The sequence below is a fragment of the Enterococcus sp. 7F3_DIV0205 genome (assembly GCF_002141365.2).
Classification (GTDB): Bacteria; Bacillota; Bacilli; order Lactobacillales; family Enterococcaceae; genus Enterococcus_L; species Enterococcus_L palustris.
This window is the reverse complement of sequence record NZ_CP147244.1, coordinates 2,655,512-2,679,247: the sequence shown is the minus strand read 5'-3', so window position 1 is coordinate 2,679,247 and position 23,736 is coordinate 2,655,512. Positions and strand designations below refer to the sequence as shown.

At 33.4% G+C, this 23,736-nt stretch carries 21 protein-coding genes; 6 read left to right on the top strand and 15 right to left on the bottom strand.

Annotated elements, in window-relative coordinates:
• The first annotated feature begins 35 nt into the window (after window positions 1–35).
• From A5821_RS12580 to A5821_RS12570, 3 genes are all read left to right on the top strand, one after another.
• Window positions 36–683, top strand: a complete 648-nt coding sequence (locus tag A5821_RS12580) for a FusB/FusC family EF-G-binding protein (protein WP_086314978.1) — start codon at window positions 36–38, stop codon at window positions 681–683.
• 276 nt (window positions 684–959) lie between these two features.
• Window positions 960–1,148, top strand: a complete 189-nt coding sequence (locus A5821_RS12575) for a type II toxin-antitoxin system HicA family toxin (RefSeq protein WP_086314976.1) — start codon at window positions 960–962, stop codon at window positions 1,146–1,148.
• Window positions 1,149–1,195: 47 nt separating this feature from the next.
• The gene (locus tag A5821_RS12570) at window positions 1,196–1,582 is read left to right on the top strand and encodes a type II toxin-antitoxin system HicB family antitoxin (protein ID WP_086314974.1); all 387 of its coding nucleotides are present in this window, start codon (window positions 1,196–1,198) and stop codon (window positions 1,580–1,582) included.
• 248 nt (window positions 1,583–1,830) lie between these two features.
• Here the strand turns inward: A5821_RS12570 and A5821_RS17600 are convergent, their stop codons facing one another.
• The 12 genes from A5821_RS17600 to A5821_RS12515 form a co-directional block, all read right to left on the bottom strand.
• Window positions 1,831–1,914 carry a putative holin-like toxin gene (locus A5821_RS17600; RefSeq protein ID WP_422392090.1) on the bottom strand — a complete coding sequence of 28 codons (84 nt, stop codon included), beginning with the start codon at window positions 1,912–1,914 and terminating at the stop codon, window positions 1,831–1,833.
• Window positions 1,915–2,939: 1,025 nt separating this feature from the next.
• Window positions 2,940–3,065 (bottom strand): hypothetical protein, encoded by a 126-nt coding sequence (locus A5821_RS12565; protein ID WP_283936105.1) that lies wholly within the window; start codon window positions 3,063–3,065, stop codon window positions 2,940–2,942.
• Window positions 3,066–3,227: 162 nt separating this feature from the next.
• Complete coding sequence (locus A5821_RS12560; protein WP_086314972.1) at window positions 3,228–4,187, bottom strand: TDT family transporter; 960 nt, start codon at window positions 4,185–4,187, stop codon at window positions 3,228–3,230.
• Window positions 4,188–5,142: 955 nt separating this feature from the next.
• Window positions 5,143–8,166 carry a hypothetical protein gene (locus tag A5821_RS12555; RefSeq protein ID WP_086314970.1) on the bottom strand — a complete coding sequence of 1,008 codons (3,024 nt, stop codon included), beginning with the start codon at window positions 8,164–8,166 and terminating at the stop codon, window positions 5,143–5,145.
• A 579-nt stretch (window positions 8,167–8,745) separates the two neighbouring features.
• A complete protein-coding gene (locus A5821_RS12550) occupies window positions 8,746–9,756 on the bottom strand; it encodes a DUF916 and DUF3324 domain-containing protein (RefSeq protein WP_212637425.1) in 1,011 nt (336 codons plus the stop codon).
• Between the two features lie 234 nt (window positions 9,757–9,990).
• On the bottom strand, window positions 9,991–10,710 hold the full coding sequence (locus A5821_RS12545) for a hypothetical protein (RefSeq protein WP_086314967.1): 720 nt from the start codon (window positions 10,708–10,710) through the stop codon (window positions 9,991–9,993).
• A 299-nt stretch (window positions 10,711–11,009) separates the two neighbouring features.
• Window positions 11,010–11,339, bottom strand: coding sequence for a hypothetical protein (locus tag A5821_RS12540; RefSeq protein WP_086314963.1), 330 nt, complete (start codon window positions 11,337–11,339; stop codon window positions 11,010–11,012).
• Window positions 11,326–12,408 (bottom strand): DUF3324 domain-containing protein, encoded by a 1,083-nt coding sequence (locus A5821_RS12535; RefSeq protein ID WP_086314961.1) that lies wholly within the window; start codon window positions 12,406–12,408, stop codon window positions 11,326–11,328. Before A5821_RS12535 ends, A5821_RS12540 begins: the two co-directional genes overlap by 14 nt.
• Window positions 12,409–12,412: 4 nt before the next feature.
• Window positions 12,413–13,069 carry a hypothetical protein gene (locus tag A5821_RS12530; protein WP_339098707.1) on the bottom strand — a complete coding sequence of 219 codons (657 nt, stop codon included), beginning with the start codon at window positions 13,067–13,069 and terminating at the stop codon, window positions 12,413–12,415.
• A gap of 324 nt (window positions 13,070–13,393) precedes the next feature.
• On the bottom strand, window positions 13,394–14,110 hold the full coding sequence (locus tag A5821_RS12525) for a winged helix-turn-helix domain-containing protein (protein WP_086314957.1): 717 nt from the start codon (window positions 14,108–14,110) through the stop codon (window positions 13,394–13,396).
• 196 nt (window positions 14,111–14,306) lie between these two features.
• Window positions 14,307–15,422: a tyrosine-type recombinase/integrase gene (locus A5821_RS12520; RefSeq protein WP_086314955.1), complete on the bottom strand. Its 1,116-nt coding sequence runs from the start codon at window positions 15,420–15,422 to the stop codon at window positions 14,307–14,309.
• A 484-nt stretch (window positions 15,423–15,906) separates the two neighbouring features.
• Window positions 15,907–16,854: an L-lactate dehydrogenase gene (locus A5821_RS12515; RefSeq protein ID WP_086314953.1), complete on the bottom strand. Its 948-nt coding sequence runs from the start codon at window positions 16,852–16,854 to the stop codon at window positions 15,907–15,909.
• A gap of 411 nt (window positions 16,855–17,265) precedes the next feature.
• Between A5821_RS12515 and A5821_RS12510 the strand changes: the two genes are divergently transcribed.
• A complete protein-coding gene (locus A5821_RS12510; protein WP_249921873.1) occupies window positions 17,266–18,024 on the top strand; it encodes a LytR/AlgR family response regulator transcription factor in 759 nt (252 codons plus the stop codon).
• Between the two features lie 29 nt (window positions 18,025–18,053).
• The gene (locus tag A5821_RS12505) at window positions 18,054–19,367 is read left to right on the top strand and encodes a sensor histidine kinase (protein ID WP_086314948.1); all 1,314 of its coding nucleotides are present in this window, start codon (window positions 18,054–18,056) and stop codon (window positions 19,365–19,367) included.
• 242 nt (window positions 19,368–19,609) lie between these two features.
• Here the strand turns inward: A5821_RS12505 and A5821_RS12500 are convergent, their stop codons facing one another.
• Window positions 19,610–19,792, bottom strand: a complete 183-nt coding sequence (locus A5821_RS12500; protein WP_086314946.1) for a helix-turn-helix transcriptional regulator — start codon at window positions 19,790–19,792, stop codon at window positions 19,610–19,612.
• Window positions 19,793–20,004: 212 nt separating this feature from the next.
• Complete coding sequence (locus A5821_RS12495; protein ID WP_086314944.1) at window positions 20,005–21,150, bottom strand: ArgE/DapE family deacylase; 1,146 nt, start codon at window positions 21,148–21,150, stop codon at window positions 20,005–20,007.
• A gap of 223 nt (window positions 21,151–21,373) precedes the next feature.
• On the opposite strand from A5821_RS12495, the gene A5821_RS12490 reads away from it, so the two are divergent.
• Complete coding sequence (locus A5821_RS12490; protein WP_086314942.1) at window positions 21,374–22,723, top strand: MucBP domain-containing protein; 1,350 nt, start codon at window positions 21,374–21,376, stop codon at window positions 22,721–22,723.
• Between the two features lie 93 nt (window positions 22,724–22,816).
• On the opposite strand, the gene purR is transcribed toward A5821_RS12490, so the two are convergent.
• Complete coding sequence (gene purR / locus A5821_RS12485; protein WP_034860037.1) at window positions 22,817–23,602, bottom strand: pur operon repressor; 786 nt, start codon at window positions 23,600–23,602, stop codon at window positions 22,817–22,819.
• Between the last annotated feature and the right edge of the window lie 134 nt (window positions 23,603–23,736).

The window sequence follows — 23,736 nt, the reverse complement described above, 5'->3', positions numbered from 1 at the left end:
ACTTTATCACTTGAATGATAGAGAGGAAATCCATTATGAATACAAAAATACAACCATATCAATTTAATTTTATTCGAAAACAAGCCAATATTTTGCTACAAGCTCATTTATCTGTAAATGATAAAAATACAATCAAAACACTGCAAGCAATCGTTCTTGAGAAAATCAATGAGCAGTTTGGTACAGATAAAGATGCGTTACAACCATTATTAGATGGATTTTTAGAAGCTGCTACTTCTAAGCCTAGACTGGAACATTATTTGGAAGGATTAAAAGAAGCGGTTATTCCCTTTGATCCGCCTTCAAAACAACAACTGACAAAGCTCTTTAAAAAGACCAAGAAATTGAAAATCCCAGAATGGGAAACAATGGACTTGAGAGATTATACTTTTTACAGCTGGAATGATAGCGGGAAACAGCAAAAATTTATTATCGCTTCAATCGACGGACAGCTCGTCGGTGTTTCCGGAACGATTTCTCCTACGACTCAGAAGGGTATCTGCCCGATTTGTCATGAAACGTCAGAAGTTGCGATGTTTCTATCTAAGGTGAAAGAATCCGGTGATGGGATGTATACAAAGCGCGGAAACTATATCTGCTATGATAGTGAGAAATGTAATCACAATATCGAGCGTAGAGACGAGTTAGAAGCGTTTGTTCAGAGTGTGAAGTTTATGAAATAGAACACTACCTAGAGGAAATCACCTCTAGGTTTTTATTTTTTTGACCTCTTCAATTTTGCTATTGGCAAGAAAAGATTGAGGAAACTTGATGTTTTTATCAAATTTAGCCTGATTTTTAGAATTATTTGACTATTCGGCATTATTAGGTTAACTAACTATTTCTCTTTAAACTAAAATGATTTACTCTATCCAAAAGATCTAAGAAAATACATGATCTAACAGTTGAATAAATGCGCATTATTGCGTATCATATTATCCATAAAGGAGATTAGTAGTGTGCCCAAGTCAGCCAGGGAAATAATAAAAATTCTAAAAAAAAATGGATTTGTTAAAACTGATCAAAATGGCAGCCACGTAAAAATGTACAATCCAATCACTCATTGCACAACAATAGTTCCTGTGCACACTGGAGATGTACCGATAGGAACCGAAAATGCTATATGGAAACAGGCAGGACTTAAATAGTCCTCATTTGTCCATCGTTTCAGCACAGCGTAAGGAGGAATACTAAAATGAGTAGTCTAGTTGTATACCCAGCAATTTTTAATCAAGAAGGAAATAGCTATAATGTTACATTTCCAGATGTTCCAGAAGTAATTACATTCGGCAATGGTATAGATCATGCTGTAGAAATGGCTCAAGAAGCTTTGGGTTTGGCCATCTATAATAAAATAGAATTGCCTACCACATCTGATCCAAGAAAAATAAAATTAGACAATGAAACTGATTTCGTCTTAATGATCACGTTGGATTTAAATGAATATAGAAGAAAATTTCATTCAAAGTCTGTAAGAAAAAATACATCGATTCCAGAATGGATCAACGACTTAGCTGAAAAAGAAAATATAAATTTTTCTCAGACTCTGACAGAGGCCCTTAAAAATAAGTTGAATGTTTGAAAATGTCTGCATGCTTTTTAACGTTATGGTGAGAACTGACTTTGTTCTAGCTACTAAACTATTTCAAATGAGGTAATTCATTCCCTAACTTCGTTAGCGTCTTAAAAAAATCGTGTTATAATGACAATGAAAAGAGAGATATGCGTTAACATACCTCTCTAGTGTAGATAGTACCAGTAAAAAGCTGGCGGCTATAGATCAAACGGTAAAAATAAACCATTTTAACCTACTAAAGTTAAAAAAATGGTTTATTTTTTTTGATTAAATTTCAATATGGCAACTACTAACATTGCAAGACTAATCGCAAGTGTTAATGCTTCATATACTGACAACTCTATTCCTTTCTAGGGACACAACCATTAATCATCAGGCATCACCCCTTTTCAAGAGATTTAGCCAACCATCTTTTCACTTTTATACACTAGTTATTATGTCATAATAGCGATTATTTATAACTCTTACTTGCAATTTTTTGCAGCAAAATGGCCCATTATTAGGCGATAAATCAGACAATCATCAATGCAAGTAAAACTTAAAAATTTCTACCTCTTTTGTCAAAATTGTCCTTTTTCCTGGACAGTTTTGACTATTTGAATTCTTTCACGATATTCTATTGACTATTCCAATGTCTTTAAGTTAGAATAAATTTACAACATAAAATAAAAAAAGGCGCCCTGCCAGAAGACGGACATCTTCTAAACAGAGCCCTGTATTATCAGCCAAAACTAATAATACAAGTTGCCTCGCCAATAATTTCTTATTGACTATCTTTATTGTACTAAAAGTAAGAACGGATTTCCATTCTTTTTTACTTGCTCAATACTGTTAGTGAATGGTTATTTAACGAACGCTTCATGGTATTAGTAGCTGACTAATATCATTTTTTTGTGTTTAAAATCAGGTAATTAGAGCGAAAAAACAAAATAAAAAGGCACTCTGTAAAAGGACGGACATCCTCGTACAGAGCCTCATATTATCAGCCAAAACTAATAATATAAGTTGCCAAGTCAATATTTGCATATCGACTCTTTCATTTTACTCAATTTTTGTAAGAAATACTAGTGTTTTTTACAAATTTGAGCGGTTTGAAGCAGTTGGTGGTTATTTGTTGCACTTTTGCACGGTATTAGTTGGTCGCTGATGCCGTATTTTTTTCGCTCTTTTTATAAATAGCAAGCACCTCTCTCCTTTTTCAATACGGTGTTTTCGTATTAGCATTCTACCAATTGGTGCTTGCGAGCGGATTTACTTGAATCGATCACTACCATACGTTGCCATTCAATCAAAAAAGGCAGCCAAGTCAATGTGCGTACAAATGGATAAAAATCAAAAACAGATAAATAAACATTTCTTTAATCTACCCGATTGAATGGCGCAACGTAACGATTGATTTCTTGTTCATCCGTAGTCTTAACGATCCGTCTGGCGGAAGATGGATCGTTAAGTAAAAAAATCGCAGGCCTGCAGAACCTGCGATTTTCAACTAGTTGCTCATCATTTCAGAAACAACCCAACCATTTTTTACTATCACAACATGGTGAGCAGCTACTTGTTTTTTACTTGTTTACTAACTCTATTATTTGCATAGAAGTTACCTGTTATACGCCATCTAAATACTACGATTTAGCAGTATTCTTTATGCAATCTATGTTTCTGATACATCTTCTTTTCTACCAAATAAAAAGAATAGATACCGCACTAAGACATAACTTACAATAATCAATGCGATCCATATCTCAACCTTCGCTACTGTTTCTAAAAAAATACCAACTCCACTTTTCGGATTCAACACATTAACAACTGTATTGACCGCTGTTGCTGAAATCACTAATGGAAATGTAAATGCAGCATAACTTGGATAAAATTTTATTTTTAACAACCTTGGTAATAGACAAAGAACAAGTACATACAATCCTTGCGAGATAAACAACAACAAATAAACGAACCATAGAGATTTTTGCTCCATCACAGAAAGATAGCCTACTAAACACAAAGAGCCTGGAGCTGTAACAATCGTCAGTAAAGGTAGGGTCGACTCGTGCATTTTTTTTAGAATAAATACCCTCTTTAAAATAATTGGCAATAAAATAATATAAAAAAATAGCGCAAACCAAATAATGATCCTACCAAAATCCACAGAAAATCCAGTAGAAGTCGTCGGAATCACCCCAATACCAACAAAGGTGATAAACCAACTGGGATAAATCTGCTCTAACTCAATTTTTTTGGGATAAATAAATACGACTATAAAAAAAAGCATTAATAGAAAATGAATGCTGATAAAGACGACCCATAAGATCAAAATAAAGGGATTACCTGGAAAAAGACGATTCAAAAAAACGCAGATAACCATTCCAGCCATCGAAAAAGTGGGTGAAACAGAAGCAATCATTGGATCATTTAATGTACGCCAGGTATGTTTCATAGTGAACATTATTTTACATACGACTAAAAACATCAACACGCTACCTATTAATACATAAACATTTCCTACGATTGAAAATCCTAAAGAGTAGAGAAGATTTCCTAAAGAGACAAGCGCAAGAATTAACCCACAGATTGGTATTGGTATCTTTTTTAAAAATTCAATGTATCTATCGTACATGTCTGTAGCACTTCCGATCATTTATAATTATGTAATCAACTAATTATATACAATTCGTTGGTAGAATCATAATTATTTGAAAGGTATTTTGGTAAAAACCTCCCTTATTTTATGAGCACTCTAGCGATTTTCTAGCGTTCCCCTTTAGGAAGTCTATACGTTTTAATATTGGTGAAAAATCAGCAGAATCATTTTTCATACATAGTAATTAAAAAAACAGCCTGAAGCCCTTGGAGTTAAGTCGACAAAAACTAACTACAAGGGACATCAAGCCGCCCTATACGAACCATTTTAGATATTCTAATCTTAAACATTGTTAAAAAACATGAATCAATCAGAGGCAGATTGCGCTAAATAATCTCTAGCACACGTACTTATTCTACTCAGCATTACCTTCATTATCTATCCACGGAAATCACTATTTATTAAAACCATGTAGTACATCAAACGAATCATGATAAATAAGAGAAAGAGATTACTAAACACAAAACCTAAAATCGTTTTAAATCCTAAGGTGATATTCCTGAATGTAAATCGACGTAGAAATTGCGGAAGCTTATTGTAACCATTACGTTTTAAACGAAAACTTTCTTCATACATTATCTCTAGAATATCATAATACACAATGTATAATGGCGATTTTGCGAAAAATGATCTGCTATACCCGACCGTCCTCACTAATATCTGTTGGAATTTATTTCTTAAATATCCAACCTCTTCTTGTTCAGAAATTTGAGGTACACTCTTGCTAAAAATGTCGTTGTTGCTCGTTTTTAAATACAACGCAGTGCTTGATACATATCCAAAATCAATACTATAACTCTCATATGGTAGCCCATCCTTTGATTAAGTAAATAGAATCTACTCCAAGCACTTTTATTCGGCAGGTAATGATTACATATTTCCCTCGTCATCTATGAAAAAATATTTTCTGATGTTAAGGTATGCCCCTTCTCTATGGGGTTTCAGCTATTTTCCATAATAATTTTGCTTGATAAGCTCCTTTTAATGATACCTCATTTTTAAAGACATTTAAGACTAACCCAGATTTATTTTTCTCCCATTTCTCACTGACATTGTACTCTCCATTTGCGGAAATAGCTCCTTGATCCACCAGTTGTTCTTCATCTTGAGATAGATTGACCATCGTGGCATCATTCTTCTTGTACCGAATCGCCCGATACAAGATTTGTTTTGAATCTTGTACACTCGTCAATGGTTGTTTGATCGTTACACTTAATTTCCAAGGCGTTTTTTCTTTCCGTATATCTTTCACGACCAACGGCTCTTTATACTTAGGTTGATTCACAGAAACATGTGAATCAATTAAAGAAACGGACCCGAATGAAAGATTTTCTGGAACAGATTTGAAATAAATTGTACCTAAAAATGTATAAGATACCTGAGTAATGTTTTCTGTAATAACTAAATTTGTTTCATTTTCAGGCCTATTATTCACAATATAATGAAGATCTTCTATTTCTTTTATTCTTTCAATCACATCACTATTTGATAATAAATTGATTGACGAGCCTACAGGTCCACTTATAGTAACTGGAGCAGTTAAAGGTTGGTTGTCTTCTCCTAAAAAATTAACCGTTATGCTAGAATCTCCTTTCTCCACAGAAATATTCCAACAATTATTAGGATTTTGATCTGCCTCATCCATGATTACTTGCAATTTATCGTCTTTACTTACAGCAATTGTTTGAGAATTTGAAGCAGGTCCAGAATATAAAACCTCTTTGGTGTCAGAATTTAAAATTGTAAATGTATGATTATTATACAATGTTATTTGATCGTTGCTATTCTCTTCTTTTGCCTGAAGATTAAAGTATCCTGGATCTGATTTATCAAATGGTTTAATCTTCTGTTTGTCACTCGTAACATTTATAACTTTTTTCCCACTTAACGTCAATTTCTTTGGATTGTTTTTATCAATAAATGTTTGTTCAAATCCTTCAGATAAGAAAGGAGGCGCCTCCGGTGAATTATACGTAATTTGGTTACTCATTACACTAACGTTCGTAGTTGAGTTGTTTAATTCAGGAATTTGCCCAACCAAATGATTATTAGAAACATCTAACGTAGTTAAATTAGAGAGGTTTTTAAGAGATTTGGGTAAATTTTTTCCTAATTTCTTGTTTGGTATCTTCAGCATTTGTAATTTATATAAGTAATCTATTCCTTCTGGAATAAATTGCCCTTCATACGTTGAGGAATCTGCAACTTTATCGATCTGTACAATTTTTTTTAAGTCAGATATATAAATACCTGTAGTTGAAGTCACTGTATTACTTATTTTTTTTCCAATTTGAGTTTCAATTTCTTTAATTAACCATTCTTGATTATCAAAATCTGACTTTTGTATCAATGCATCTTTAATTTGAATTTGAGTATTAATTTCTTTCACTCGATTTGGATCTTTAGTACTGTGCAATAAAATTTTTATTGGGAATGTTCCCACACTGTCGAATTCTTTTTCTTCAGAAAATGTAGCATAAACGTCACCCATTCCCAAGATACTTTTCGTGTTTTTCACAAATTTATTCGCGTCTAATTTTTTCGTGTTTACACCAACGTTGTATTGTAAGATAGGTGTTACCGCTGAACCGAAGGGACCACCACCTTGAATTGCTTTTTGTGTCACAGTATTACTCCGATAAATCCCTTGTTCATCTTTCCATGTCGCTGTTACTTTTATCGGGATTTCATACTGATTTTTACTTGCATTGTATAATTTATTCGCTTTATTTTCTAATGAAGATATGTTGAAGTTAGAATTTTTATAACTAATCTTAATGAGATTTGCCTTTAGATTTTCCATCGCACCTTTAGAGAATATCACAAGGTTTTTTCCATTTCCTCCATCTTGTTTCAAAACGCCATCAGCTGCAGTAAGTTCTTTATTATTTTGATCAGTTATGACAATGTCCTTTGTTGTAAATTCTTTAAACACATTTAGGTCGTCTGAAAATTGTACGATAAATGGATTAGGATAAAGATCTGAATAGGTTTCATAGGTCATGATTTGGAAGTTATACCCAATACCAATATCATTCACATTATTAATCGAACTCCCTTGAATTGTATAGTGAGGTGTAAAAGGATTTAAAACACCTGGATCTAGTAAAATAAATGATGAGGTCCTTGCATTTGCTGAAGTACCATTCATCGAAAGTGAATAGTTATTATCCGTAATTACCATATAATATAATACATTATAGTTAACTTTAGATGAAAGAAATCCCGCTCTATATACTGTATATTCTTTTCCATCAACAGTTTTAGTAAAGGTTACAGGGTCATTGGTAAATGGATAACTAACAGCACCACCATAATCTATATTATAAAGGCCATCCTTTAAATAATAAAGTTGTTTTAATCCATCAGAAGCAATAAGTGTATAGCCATATACATTAGAAATATTAGTATAAAAGGCAGTCCCGTGACGTGCTGGAAATGACAGATACACGTCTTTTACCCTTTCCCTGGTATCAGAATAAACCAAATACATATTAAATACATTTCCTTCAAGAGAAGATTTAACATTAAAAGTACCATCTTCTAGCAAATATATCTGTGATTGCCAATGATTATATCCTTTAAGCATTTCGATTTTCAAGGATAATGGTCTTCCATTATAAAAGCCTACTTGATTGTAATAGAATATGTCCCCTGCACCAAAAGAATAACCTAAATCAACATGTGTACCTAGTCCTTTCACTACAGGTCGCCCATCTGGAAAAACCAATAACTCTAAATAACTTTGTCCAGGATTTAAATAAGGTTGTGGACGTATTACGGCTTTATTAGGTTCTAATGGAGAGGGGACTGGAGAGCCAGATTGAATATGTCCGTCATTACTTACTATCGTTAATCCATTAAAAGCAAAGGCTTTCGTTGGAATCAAAATAAATAATAGACTAATTTGTGTTAACAATATTAAATATAAGAATTTTCTATTAAAAATTTTCATTTTTATCACTCCTTATTTTTCGTATCATTTTTTAAATAGGTAAGGACTGCTATTCCTAAAAAATACTATACTAAACAGTATGATAGAGACTTTTTGGATTTTCACACTATTTTGATTTGAATATGTGCTAATAAAGTAAACATATAAATTAAAGAATTGTTCCTTATGTCAAATTATAAAAAATATAATGAAGACTTCATAATTTATCACGAAGCAAAAAAATCAGGCCGCATTAAGAAAATATTACAGTTTTTTTCTACCGCTTTATCATGATGGATTAAAAGCTCAAATCGATGATTGGGCTATTTTGATCACTAACAGAGATCGAAGATTTTCAAAAGAAAAATGCTCTACTAAAAGAAGAGAATCTTATTCTTAAAAAAGCAATTTCCATATTCACATATCACTTAAACAACGATTATAAGTTAATCATTTACTGCATATTGAGCGTTTGATTGTTCGACATTGCCCAGTTCTAAGAATTACTCGAAGTATTTACATAAACATTTTTATTCTGCTGATTCTTCTCCTCGAACTCTTTAAAACCAAAAACTACAACAACTAATTGAGGATGAGTACTCAATTAGTTTTTTTTTTCTTTTTCTCATTTATGTAGTTTCCTGTTCTCTTTCTTCTGCCGTTACTTAGGTGGGTATTCCTTCGCATTATCACCCACACACTTCCAAAAATCACTATACACAACACTAAGGTACATCCTAGAAACAACGGTTGATTGAAATAACCATTCTTCGTTAAGTTATTTATTTCATTTACACGTTGAGCTTCTAGTTTAGAAAACGTGAATTCTTTCTTCCACATCCAATGTTTCCCGTTGGTAGTTGATGTCGTTACCTCTACGACATAATCCCCCGAATCAAGTTCAGTACCTTCTAATTCCACTGGAAAGTTCATCACTGAATTGGGTGCCATGCGCATATCACTTTGTTTTTTTTCAAACAAAATCGCTTTTGTTCCTTTTTTTCGAATCCTCACCTGAGTCGTCAAATTCTCTAAAAATACTGGTTGAACATTAGACAAACTAACGCTTAAACCATATTGTCCATCTCTTTTTTTCAAAGACATTCCATTTAAAGCCATCTCTGGGGCCAGTTGGTGACTGTCAGACTCACTTATCAAAAGACCAATCACATAGGCAAACTCATTGAGAATAACTGCCTCTTCTTTGGTTGTCTGTTCTGTATAACGAAATGGTGTTAATTGAATCCCACCTGCAAGATATCCGATAAAAGGCTTCGCGGGTAAATCAATCCTCAATTCCACCATTTTTTTACTATGTGGTGCCAATAAAACTTCTTTTGGTGTTGTCACCAATTTTTTTATATCGTAGGTTAATGAAGAGTCAGTCTCTAACTGATTCTCCCCATACTCAATAAGCCCATTTCCATTTGTTTTCGCACTGTTGACTGAAAGTGAGATTTTCATACTTTCAGATGAAAGATTAAACAATTTTAATTGAAGCGTCTGGGTCTCTCCTGCCTTCATCACCAGATCATAATACCCCACATCTGTTCGCTTTTGGTTTTCAGGAAGTACGACCTCGTAAGCAAACTCATTAGGGTTACTTCCCATGCTCTCACTTGCCTCACCCTGAATAGGAAGTACGATTAATAAGAAAAAAAAACTTATCATACAACGTATCAAATGATTCATTAATTGTTCCTTTCTATACAACTCTGTAATACCGTATAATTTTTGTTCATTCTATCTTTTCTTCGTTGAACAACTTAAAACAATAACTCTCTTCCCAATCTATTTCTATGATTTATTCTTTATATATTTTTTCGTTTTTATGTTAGAGATCCATTATGGTTGTAGATCATCCAATGTCCAAGTTACTTGACCTGTAAAAGATTTACCTGATGCTAAATCTTTTTTTGCATCTGTTGCCACTAATTTTACATCTTTTATCAGTGTCGCATATCCACCTTTTGTCTTAGTCGCTTCAGTTTTATTCATCACTGTTTTAGCTGTTGTATTGCCAGCTTCTAATGTCAGCGTGTTCCCACCTAAAACTACTTTAGAATCTGGTGCTAACGTTCCTAATGATGAAGCTCCTTCATCTGTTGCTGGGTTTGGTGCGATGAAGTCATTTGTCTCTGGATCAATAGTAGTCCCAATGTCATAGCCTTGTAAATCCCCTAAACCATAAACCAATTTAGATGTTAATTTTGTTTTTCCATCTGCTGTTGTCATTTCTGAAAACTTTGCTTTTAACTCCCATGTTGACAATGTTTCGTCCCCACGATCGTCATTGACAACTAAATATTGTTTGCCTTCAACAGTATTGTTAAACGTCGCAACCCCACCTACAGCTTTTTGTTGACCAAATTCAAAACTTGATGGTTTCCACACTAGTGATAAATTATCTTTGTAAGGTTTGTTGTCACCTGGTGTTGTTGGATCATCTGATTTGAAGCTTACGCCTACATCAGAGTTGTCATCAAAAGATTTTGCGTCTGCTGAAGTCGCAAACATCATCATTGCTGCTGCTGAAAGTAAAGAAATCATTATTGTTTTTTTCATTTTTTAGTACCATCCTTTTAATATTATAGAAATAGATTGGGGACAGTTACTGTTTTAAGTTGTCCAATACGAATTAGCTAAGCAGATCTATTTGTTCACGTAAAAGATTAAAGAGGTAAATTATAATTCCCAAATCACCTAACGTGATGAATAATAAACTAAAATTTAAAAGAAACCCACTCTTTGATTTTCTTAACTTCGTAAGTAAAAATGTGTCTTTTGACAAGGTCATCAAAAAAATTAGAAGCGACACAGTCGCTATTCCTCCCAAATAGAATAACCAAATATAATCCATTTCTTTATACTCCCTCCCATGCACTACTTATCATGACGCGTCTTAGACTATAGATCCCTACAAAAATGATGACCAAAGAAAGTCCAATAAACGTCATCATAACAGAGGTTACAAGCTCCCCTGTAGAAGGTAATTTTCCACTAGGCTTTACTAGGGGAAAAGTTTCTCCTGACGATGGAACGACAGGTTTCGTTGGATTCAATGACATTTCTTCTTTCAAAAAGGAAATACCAACATTCGTTTGGTCAGACCTTTCCATTGCCTGCACATTCGTACAAAAAAGGAAGCTACTCATTCCCATCAGACAAAGAATGATAATGCTATATTTTTTCATTTTTTTGTCCCTCTTTCATTTTTCTCTTTCTTTTTCGTCTATTTTTTCTTTTTTGCCACTCTTTCGTCAGTTTTTTCCGACGTATGACAAGTCCTATGACCAGTAAAACTACTCCAATAAAGGATAGAATTGTCGCAATCTTTACCCATGTCGGAGTAATAATTTTAAAACCACTTTCTTCGTTCATTTTTTTTGCTTGTTCACCGCTTATAATAAACTCTTTTTCAAATGACCACTCATTTAACTGATTGTTTCCTTTTATTTTAAGTATATACGTTCCTGCCTTTATTTGATTGGTTCCCCAATCCATTTCCAAATCAAAGTGACTATTTGGCGCAAGCATGTAATTTTCAACTTTTTTTTCTTTAACGATGTCTGTTTTTCCTTTTTCCTGAATCGTTGCCATTAATTGTAAATTCGTCAAAATCTTAGACTCTGGATTTTGTAGCGTTCCCAAAACCATTTTCTTGCCTCGTTTAATACTTGCTTTTACCTCAGTTAAATTTAATGTTTTTGAATTTTTGTAATCATCACCGGTTTCTGATGCAAAAAGCCCTATTCGATACGAAAACTTATTGCCGACAGTTTCCTCCTCGTCTTTATTTTCTAATTGAAAAACGAGCGCTCCCATTTTTATCCCGTCATACGGTAGTTTGGGAGGTTTTACTTTGATGACTACTTCTTTTTCTTCATAATTCTCTACAGAGATATTTGGTGTTTCTATTGTTGTCAATGAACTGATAGGATCTTTTAAGGTCTCGTCCAATGCTTTTGAATCTGTGGTATATTCAATCGTTCCTCCGTCACCAGTAAAAGCATCTTCGGCATAAATTTTAATACGTACTTTTTCTTTCTGTGTACTTTTTACTTTTACTTTTAATTCCTCTTCCACACCTGGAGATGTTTGAATATAGAAATAACTTTTTTCTGGATCTATTTGTTTGCTACTACGAACTGCTGAAACAGTGTACCCTAAATTTGTTTCTTCTTTCGCATTCACTTTTTGTGGGAAGACAAAGGAAAAAAAACTTATCAGCAAAAGGACATACAGTATTTTATTTGTTTTCATCTTGTTATTGCTTCTCCTTACTTGATTGATGAGGAACATCCATATGGTAAAACAGCTCTACATAATAGTGGTTGTTTTCATCTAAATAAATTTCCTTTTCTGCGACCAAACTTTTCTTCTCGAAAAAATCATGTATAAACACTTGGGCTCTTTCTTCCGCTTCTGTTTCTGTTTGAAAAGGTCCTATAATTTCAAGCAGATCCCTTTCTTCATCGTTCGCTGTCTTTTTAGCCATCGTGAAGCTAAGAACAAAGATGATGTAAACAACACTCATACTTAACACAATAATCACTAGAAAAATTGGCCACAATATGGTAAAGAATGAAGCAACTACGGTTAGAATACTTACACCGTAAAAAAAGTAATAAAGTCGTTGCTCTTTGTGATTCTTTTTAAAAAAATGACCAATTGTGCTGAAGAAAAATAGAGCAACATATACTAAAAAACTTAAACTAAGATACATCAGTGATTCTATCCAGTTATCATTCAAAAAAGAAATAATTTGGTAAAAAAGTGTGCGACTCTTGTCAATATAAAAATACGCATCTTGATAAAAAAGATAAAATTTACTCACGTATAGAGCCGTCGCAGCTAATGCTAATCCTACGAATAGGTAAATAAATTTATTTTGGGTTTGGGTCGTTTCTATTGGTTGGACCATAACTACCTCATCAATCCTTTGTTTTTTTTTAATCTCTATCAATACATACTGATTTTTTTTCTCTTCAAAAAAACTATTCGTTTTTAATGCTTCACTTGATACACTTGTTTTTTGAGAACAACTGTCTATCATGCAATAGATAGATGATTTTTTTATATTACCTACCACCTTCTAGTCTCTTTATGTTTAGAGATAGAGACTAGAGGTGCCTTTTATTTGCAATATTTATGAACCATCCCTATTGGCCCATTATATTGGTCCGCAATGGTTCGGATGTTTTTTTTGTTTATAATGACTTTATTGTCTATTATTGAATTCACTTCCTTATTGATCTTCTTTTACAGAGAGAAAATACCCTTTGTTACGTACAGTTTTAAGATAGACTGGATTTGATGGGTTTTCTTCTATTTTTGTTCTAATATGAAACACAATATTTGCAATCCGTGAACGGCCATTTTCTAGTGTTAAAGTTTCCATCCACAGAACCTTCATCAGTTCATCGTAGCTAGCGAATTGTCCTTCAATGTTGTTTAAATGATCAAGTAATTTAAACTCTAACTTAGTGAGAAACACTTCTTCCCTACCATCTATTCTGATAACAAAGCGGTTTGGCAACAATTCAATAGAACGATTACTTTCTTCCTGTTCTACTTCTACCGATTCTAACTGTCCCATATTTTTTGTATTCAATAGATTCGATAGAAAAAGAGAAAATTCATCCGGAGCAGTTTGCTGATCAAATACTTGAGTCACGCCCAATTGGAGAAGTACCATACGGTCTATTTTTTTTGATTCCTTGACTATCACAAAAATAATCTCAGGATTACTTACTTTCTTACTAACTAAAAGTTCGCATATATTTAACATCACCTCTTCACTAGATTGTTCGGAATAGTCAATAATTATAATGTCTATAGAAGAATCAGCTACACTATTAAATTCATCGTCTAATTTCAAAAGTGATAATTTTTTTTCATGAAGTACTTCTATGTATGAGGAATATGTATCTTGTTTGTTTGAAATAATCCCTATGTTTATCATAATTCATCCTTCTTTCTTCGTTTTTATTTTTACGTTATACTATGTGTATGGGAATTAATCTCCCTAAATTATTTTTTCTCAGAATTAGTCCTTCTAAGTTGAATCATACTCGCTCTTTTTACAGCAACACTTCTTATTTAAAGTGACCATTTTTTTGACGGCTACCAAATCGAGCCTAGTGCTTTTTCCTGACTAGTTAGCCATTTAAATTTAATGTCGCATCTACTATCGACATTGCTTGTTCTCTTGTTTCCCATAGGGATCCTGCGTACGTATCAAGCGTTAGTTTAATTGACTGATGCCCCAGTAATCGACTTAACGTCGCAATGTCGATGCCATTTTCAATACAACGTGTGGCAAATGTATGCCGTAACGCATGGAAATGGATCGAGGGAATCTTTGCCTGTTCCACGGTTTGTTTAAAGTGATAATTAATTAATCGCGGCTCTGCAAAAGAGTTTTTATTGTTCACTACATAGTTTCCAACAGATAATTTTTTCTTCTCCGTTAAGTACGTTAGTAGATTTTGAGCTATCGGTATTTTTCTAACAGAATTTTTTGATTTTGGTAAATCGAAAATCACTTCGGTCTTTGCGGATTTACCAGTGACGGAAACCCTTTGGATTGTCCGGACGACATGAATAATTTTATTTTCTAAGTCAATGTCTGACCATGTTAAACCACTGATTTCTCCAATCCTAAGTCCGGTATATAAAGCAATAATGACGGGTGAGCACTCGGTGTTTTGTAAAGCTGCTTTTTCTAATTTTCTTTGTTGTTCAACGGATAGTACACCAATCTCTTTTTTCTTAATTGGAGGAAAGACAACACCATCAAAAGGATTATCTAAGATTGCTTTTTCCGTATAGGCTTTATTGATGGCACTTTTAAAAATCGTCAAGGTATTGTGGATACTTGTTGTACTTAAACCTTTATCTGATAAAAGAAACAACACTTCAAGGATGTCTTTTTTACTGAGTTTACTCAGCTTTTTCTTCCCTAGATAGGGAAGAATATGATTGTGCATTTTAGTTTGATAAGACGCGTACGTGGACTTTTTGATTTGTCGGATAATCAAGTGATCTAGCCAATAAACCAACCATTCTTCTACTGTTCCTTGAAAAAAATCAGCGTGTTGCATTTGAAAACGATAATGTGATTTGATTCGTTCTAATTCTACTTTGACTTCGCTGTATTTTTGTCCGTATACATAGCCATACACTAGTTTTCCCTGCTTATTTCGACCTTTACGGTATCTACCTTCCCAGCGGCCGTCTCTTCTTTTATAAATATTTTCTCCCTTTTTAGCCATGAGTTACTTCCTTTCTAATTGACCATGTATTTGACGGCTTTAAATAAATAAATTGTTGTTTTTCAACATTATTCCCATGATATAAGGGGATAAAAATTAAATAATTCACATTATTTTACTATAGACTTTTCTTTTTCTTTATATTATAATAACTTTTGTGAATGTTTTTGAGCGAAACAATGTGATTACCCTATTGATTCTTCTTCTTAGAAGGACTAATTCTGAGAAAAAGAATTTTTTTCACCTCTGTTTCATCAACAACATTAGTATACTTAAACTAAAATATAAACGACTTGAAATGAAACGCTTCCAAATCAGTTTGGTGCGTTTTTTCATTTTATCGATATCTTTTTATATAAATACAATCCAACCTAAAAACAAAAAAATAAGCCACAAAATAAATTGTGCCTTACTTTTAAAAGTATTTTCATGCCTAGACTAAGTCCTCTATTATGAGACAGTTTATTTCTCGAAAACTTGTTCCTTAGTGTTCTAATGATTCAATTACTTGTCTAAGTTGTTTAACGGATTCTCTGAATTGCAGCTGCTCATTAGCATCGATATTCAGCTCAATAATTTCTCTAACACCAGATTGATTTACCACTGAAGGTACACCAGTAAATAGACCTGATTCTCCATATTCACCATTTAAATAGGAAGAAACTGGCAAAACTGCTTGTTCGTTGTTTAAAACAGCCTTTACAATTCTTGCTGTACTCATTCCAATTCCATAATACGTAGCCTGTTTGCGATCAATAATTTCATAAGCAGCATTTTTTACTCTATCTGAAATTAAAGCTAAGTCTTCAATACCTAAACGATTATTCTTTACAATAAATTCTAAAATAGGTTTACCGCCAACTGTAGTATGAGACCATACCGCTACCTCTGAGTCACCGTGTTCCCCAATTATATACCCATGGATACTTCGTGGGTCGATTTTTAATTTTGCAGCCAGTTCTTTTCTAAAACGAGTTGTATCTAGTGTTGTTCCTGTACCCAGTACTCGATTAGCTGGGAAGCCAGATGTTTTCCACGCAACATATGTTAAAACATCTACTGGATTGGAAGCAACTAACAATATCCCATCAAAGCCTGTATCCATTATTTTCTGAACGATTGATTTCATAATTGATGCATTGATATCAACTAACTCTAAACGCGTCTGTCCTGGCTTTTGATTGGCACCTGCTGTTATGACTACTACATCAGCATCGTGACACTCTTCATAATCTCCTGACCATACATCTACATTCTCTTGTCCCCAAGAAACTCCATCTAATAAGTCTAAAGCTTCACCTTCAGCTTTTTCTTGATTTACATCAATGAGAACAAGTTCATTCACGATTCCTTGATTAATCATAGAATAGGCTATGCTCGTTCCTACAAATCCTGTTCCTACTACAACTACTTTTCTACTGGTTTTTTTCATCGATCTTCGCCTCAATTCTAATTTAATCGTAACAATGAGAAAATAAGGTATCCTGCTCATTGACACTTTTACTTAATTTGTATCTTTTTTATTAGCTTAACTTCAATTATTGTCCTTTTTTAACTCTTGTATTCAGTCTCTTTTTCACTTTCTTGCTTACATTAATATAAATTCATTATAAAACGATTTTAAAAAAAACAACAATATCCTATCTGAATTGTTACTATTACTTTTTTTGATAGTTAAAACGATTCATTATTAAACGTTGTTTCTCTCATCCAAATTTATTTTTTCAAGCTTTTGCTTCTATAATACTACGTCAATTTTTGGAATGTGTTTTTTCCTTGTGTATATTTTTATGAAAATGTACACTGTGTATATAATAAATGAGAAAAATATAAAAAAGAGAGGATGAGTATAGTGGATGGAGTCATTCGCGTTTACATCATTGAAGATGATTTTGTATTTCGGAAGAAAACTCACGATATCGTTGAGTCATTGCCATTATCAGACGACTACTTTTCTTTGGAAGTGATTGCTGTGGAGAATTTTGACTCTTTTTTCTCTACACTAAATAAGTTAGTCATCTTAGATAATGATATTTTTCTTGTCGATATTGATTTACAATCCTATTATTCTGGTATTGAACTTGCTAAAGAAATTCGTCAGAAAAATAAGAACTGTTTTATTCTATTTTTAACAAACTTAGAAGATAAAGCCTTAGAAATCATTAATCAAGATATTAATGCAAAATCATACATTATTAAAGGTACTAGCTTAGATACTTCCATCTTTGAAAGCCTATTTCATTCTATAAAAATGGAAATCATTAAACGTATACAAAATAAAGATAATTACATCTCTTTTAAAAAATTTGGTGAAATTATCTTCATTAAATACGAAGACATTCTCTACATTACTTCTGTATCCGGAATGCGAGGTACACTGGCAGTCCATACGATCAATTCTGAACAGATAGTTGAAGGTTCCATTAGCAAGTTAAGAAAAGAAATCACTACCCCTTATCTTTACACTGGTTTGAAATCGTATATTATCAATCTAAATCAGCTTCAATCATTGAATCGTTCAATTGGGTTAATTATATTTAATGGCGGCTATGAGTTAGAGGTTGGGCTTAGCATCATTGATAAGTTAAATAAAGTTTTATAGTAAGGCAAGAACCACTGGAGGTGTAAATCATGGAAGCGTCAGTATTAACTATTGTAACTACTTTATTTGCAGTCAATCTTTTGCAAACATGTTGGATTGTCGGCTATAAAAAATACTTTTCGCCCCAGCAAACATTTATTTTAACGGGATACATGTTTTTTCTTTTACTTATCAATTATTTTATTAGTACTAATTTCAGTTTCAGTCTACTTATTCCTTTTATTTTAATTGAATCAGGATTTATACTCTATTTCACAAAAAGCTGGGCTTTGACTTTACTTTATTCAATATTACAAAATATGGTCATGCTTATTTCTTGGCTATTTACGTGGGATATTATTTATATTTCACGGTTGAAAGATATAATTTCACCTGAACAATTTCTCTTCTTTAAGCCCATAGCTATTATTTCACAGCAGCTATTGCAGGTTGCTCTATTATTAATAGTAAAAAAAATTAGTAGTAAGTACTCAATTTTTAATTCTATTGCGCAACTTCAAAAGAAATATATCGCTACATCCGTTTTTGGTTTCGTTTTACTTTATTCTTTAAATATTCTCAGACAAGGTAGTATTGTTCAGTTTGGACTCCTACCTTTTTTCCAGTTAACACTTATATTACTAGCTCTTTCAATTGTTTTTTGTTATCTAATATATATAATTAGCCGCTTTTATCAACAACAAACACAAATTTCTCTTCTTTCTAAAAAAACGGCAAGAGAATTACAAAACATCGACTTAGCTAATGAGTTTAGACATGATTATCGAAATATTCTTTTAAGTTTAAATACGTATCTTGATCAAAAACAATTTGAACAAGCAAGTACGTATCTATCGTCTATTATCAACTATTCTAAATCTTTTACTGAAACGAACTACTATGCCCAAATCTCCACAATCAATATTCCTGCTGTACAAGGATTATTGCTCCATTTTTTTGAAAAATGTGCAAATCTAAAGATACCCGTTCAGTTTTTTACAGATCAAAATATTTCTGATTTTGATCTAACAATCAATTTAGTTGATTTTATTCGTTGCCTATCCATTCTTTTAGACAATGCAGTAGAAGCTTCTGTTGCCGTAGAAAAACCACTAATTCAGCTGACAATGATACATAAAAACCAAGACTTGTTTATTGAAGTCAAAAATAAGTCCGAAGCACCAATTGTGATTGAAAAAATTTTTAAAAATAATTTTACAACTAAGAAGGGACATCAAGGAAAAGGAATCCCTATTTTTGTTAAACTATTGAAACAATATCGAAAAGTAACTTATTCTTTTTCTAGAGAAAACAATTTTTTTGTAGCCTCATTTACTTTGCCTACAAACCGGTTAAAAAAATAGCTTATAATAAAACTTTCCCCAACTGATACATTCTAGATACTATTCATCCTAAAAATACTAAGCTTTATCTTCTTTTGTTTCGTTATTCTCATTTTACAGGTGTATTTGAAGATAGTGCATTTAGAAATCTCATACTTGTTTCTAAATGCATTATTTTCAAAACACCTTCTATTATAAGGAGTAGTTTTATTTTAGCACTTGATAAGCTACTACTTATTTTCTGACTCGTTTTCAAAAGGGATTTAGTTTCGTTGTTTATGGCAATCTATCTGAATATTACTTAACATTTTAAGAATATCGCTATTCGGATGACTTTTCCCATTTTCCCAATTCGAAATACTTTGTCTTGTTACATATAATATATCTGCTAATTCTTGCTGTGTTAAATTTAATTGTTGTCGCTTCTTTTTTACATCTGTAATCATTGTCTTCCCCTTACCAGTAATAATATAAACTTATTATAGGACTATTTTTTCATAAAAAACAATATTGGTTTTGAATAGTTACAATTACATTTTCTAATATTTAAGGAATCTGATTTTTCTTCTATTCTGCTTAAATCAACTCAGTAAAAATAAAAAACACCTAGAACTGAAATACTCAATTCTAGGCATTTTTTTACTTTTCTATCTTTCGATTACGCTAAATAAGTCGTCGCCATTTCTTTATAAATATCTACCATTTCCAAATAGTTATCCACATCTACATATTCATCCACTTGATGCGGTGTTTCATTTCCTGGACCAAAAATAATCACTGGAAAAGCTTTTTTGCCTTTTGTAAATTCAGCGGCATCCGTCGTTCCAGATACACCAACCATTGGAATATCCACATTGACTTGTTTTTTCGCTACTTGTTGGGCAATTTTTGCGATATCAGAATCTTTTTCGCTTTTCACTGAAATTTTATTGGCTTCAATGCTCAATGTTAAATGATACGTATCTTTTTGGTTTAACTCATCGATCAGTTCATTCATTTTTTTGATAACAAGGTCATTATCGTAACCAGGAATCGTTCTAATATTTCCTTGAAGACTTGCTTCACTAGGAATACTGTTGATTTGTTCCCCGCCAGAAATCATGGTTACATTATAGATAAAGTCTCCCAACACTTCGTCTGTGTGGATTTCACTACGGAATAATTGATTCGCTCTTGAATAGAAATCATTTAGATGATCGATTGCATTAACGCCTAATTGCGGCATTGAGCTATGAGCGTTCTTACCTTGAGACTCTACTTTAAAATTGATCGATCCCTTATGAGCATAAACGATACCAGCATAGCCGGAAGGTTCACCAATTACCATTGAGGTTACATCATCCACATAGCCTTCTTTGGTTAACTGTTCTGCACCTAATTCTCCGACTTCTTCCCCTACTGTAGCGATCAAACGAAGACGTCCATTGAACGCTGCATTCTCTTCTTTTAATTCAATCATTGAAATAGCCATTGCCGCTAAACCACTCTTCATATCACAAGTGCCGCGACCATACATTTTGCCGTCACGAATTTCAGGTTTGAACGGATCTGATGTCCAATCCGCTTCATTTCCAGCAGAAACAACATCCATATGTCCTGAGAAAGCTAAAACTTTTTCGTTATTTTTATTGCCGATTTCAACAATTAGATTGTCACGGTCTTTATCATATTCTAAAAAGCTTGAGTCGATGCCATGTTTTTTGAATAATTTGCTTAAATACTCAGCGACTTCTTTTTCATTGCCATTGACTGATTTGATTGCGACGATGTCTTTTAAGATTTGAATTTTTTCTTGTTTTTCCATGTTGTTTGCCTTCTTTCATTTGATTCATTCAGCTTTTGATCGTGTGTGAAAAACTGGATAAATTTGTTTACAAATTAACTATACACCTAAATAGGAAATTCGTTAAATAAAAGAGGTTCATTTTATTATGCCTATTTATGAAAAGATTCACAAAAAACTTCATTTTTTATTTGTTTAATATATAATTAATAGATAATAATAAATAAAAGAAAGAAGATTGCAAATGAAAAAAATTGCTAGTTTCATAAGTTTTTTTGCTATTTTACTAATTGTAACCTGTTTTCCCAAAACTTCATACGCAGTAGATCAACTGGTTTTTGAAGGCCCTACATTAGATACTCCTTATGCAGGTCAAACTCAAATTTCTGGGTATCTTGCAGCATTCGGTACCTTGCCTTCTGGTGAAAAAGTTCCTGTAAGTAAGTTTGATGGTGCAGCTTGGATCGTAATCAATGGGAAAACGTATAATGGAACAACTGCTGGAAATCAGATGTTTGATTACACCGTTACAAAAATTGATGACGAAAAATACGCCTTTACGTTCAACCTTCCAGACAATATCGTTTTAAAAGAGGGGGATAAGATAAGTACTTTTGTGATTCCAGCAACTGTAGAAAATCCTTCAAATTACCCTCAATTGTCTCACAAATTCTCTGGAGAATACATCGTCCAAAAGAAAGCTGATCCGCTACCTGGTGAAGATGTCTTGGTTACATACCTAGATGAAAATGGCACTGAAATTGCCCCTAAAAAACCAATCAGTGGTATGGTAGACGATCTTTACGATGCTACAACAGCCGAGTACAAACTGACTATTGACGGTTACACCTTAGACGAAACAAAATTACCTACAAATGCGACTGGGACTATCAGCCAAGTAAGTCAAATCGTTACCTATACGTATAAAGAAAATCCCATCAAAGCTCATGACGTCACTGTGCGCTATGTTGATGAAAAAGGCAATCAACTAGCTGATTCAAAAACGATCAGCGGGTCGATCGGCGAACCTTATGATGCCTCAACAGATGCCTACAAACCAATCATTGATGGTTATACCTTGGATGAAACCAAACTACCCACAAATGCGACTGGAAAACTAAGTGCCCTCGATCAAATCGTTACTTATACGTACCAAAAAAATCGAGTCAAAGCACAAGATCTGACTGTTCGATATCTTGATGAAAATGGTAAAGAACTCGTAGCATCACAAACCGTTAGCGGCTTGATCGGTACACCTTACGATGTCTCAACGGCTACTTACAAATTAATCATTGATGGCTATACTCTGGATGCAACCAAACTACCCACAAATGCTATCGGAACTCTGACTGATAAGAAGCAAACCGTTACTTACTACTATGTTGCCAATAAAAAATCAGATCAACCAACAGATATAAACCAAAAAAACTCTGGAAAACCAACAACACAAAATACAACCTCTTTAAAGAACAACAAGAGCTTTCCTAAAACAGGGGAAACTGCCACACAATCTATTTTATACCTTGGCGGATCATTGATTCTCTTAACTGGGCTTGCTTACCTAAGAAAAAATAAAACAACTAAGTCTCAATAATATGATAAAAAAAATGCTGGCAACAAGTGCCAGCATTTTTTTATTGAATAAAACAAAAAACCAGCTCATCATTTCTGATAGCTGGTTTCAATTCTATTCGTCAAAATAATTCCCAGGAACCACATTGATTGTTTTCGTACGTGTATCTACATCTTCCACATAAAGCAATGATGTATAGTCTTCAATCGCACGTTGCCCTTTAAATTTAGACTCTGCAAAGACAGTGATCCCAACAAGCTCTGCCTCAAATTCTTCGATCAGGCTCTTCATTCCATTGACCGTGCCGCCGCCTTTCATAAAGTCATCCACGACCAACACTCTAGAACCGCGCTTTAAGCTACGTTTTGATAATTCCATTTTTTCGATCCGTTCAGATGATCCAGAAACGTAATTCACACTAACAGTCGAGCCTTCTGTGATCTTCGAATCACGGCGCACGATCACAAATGGAACATTCAAGTAATACGAAACAGCTTGCGCGATCGGCACACCTTTTGTCGCTACTGTCATCACCGCATCGATTTGTTCCCCTAAATATTTAGAAGCAATGATTCTCCCAACTTGGCGCAACAATTCCGGCTGTCCTAACAAATCAGAAAGATACACATATCCTCCTGGCAACAGACGATCTTGCTCTGATAAACGTTCACACAAAGCCATAACTAATTCTTTTGATTCCTCATATGGAATTTCTGGGATAAACCGAACACCGCCGGCTGCTCCTGGAATGGTTTCAAGAATTCCCGTCCCTCGTTGTTTGAATGTTTTTTTGATGATCGCTAAATCCTCACTGATCGATGATTTCGCTGATTTGTAGCGCTGTGCAAAATGGGTCAAAGAAACCAATGTATGGGGATGATCCAACAAGTACTGTGTCATATCAATCAATCGTTCGCTTCTCCGAATTTTAGAATCTGTCACTTCTTCTCCTCTTTCCTTTAAGGTTTTTTATTCATTTGAATAATGACTAGCCCTTATTTTTTATAGGTTCGTTATACATTATTTTTCAACAA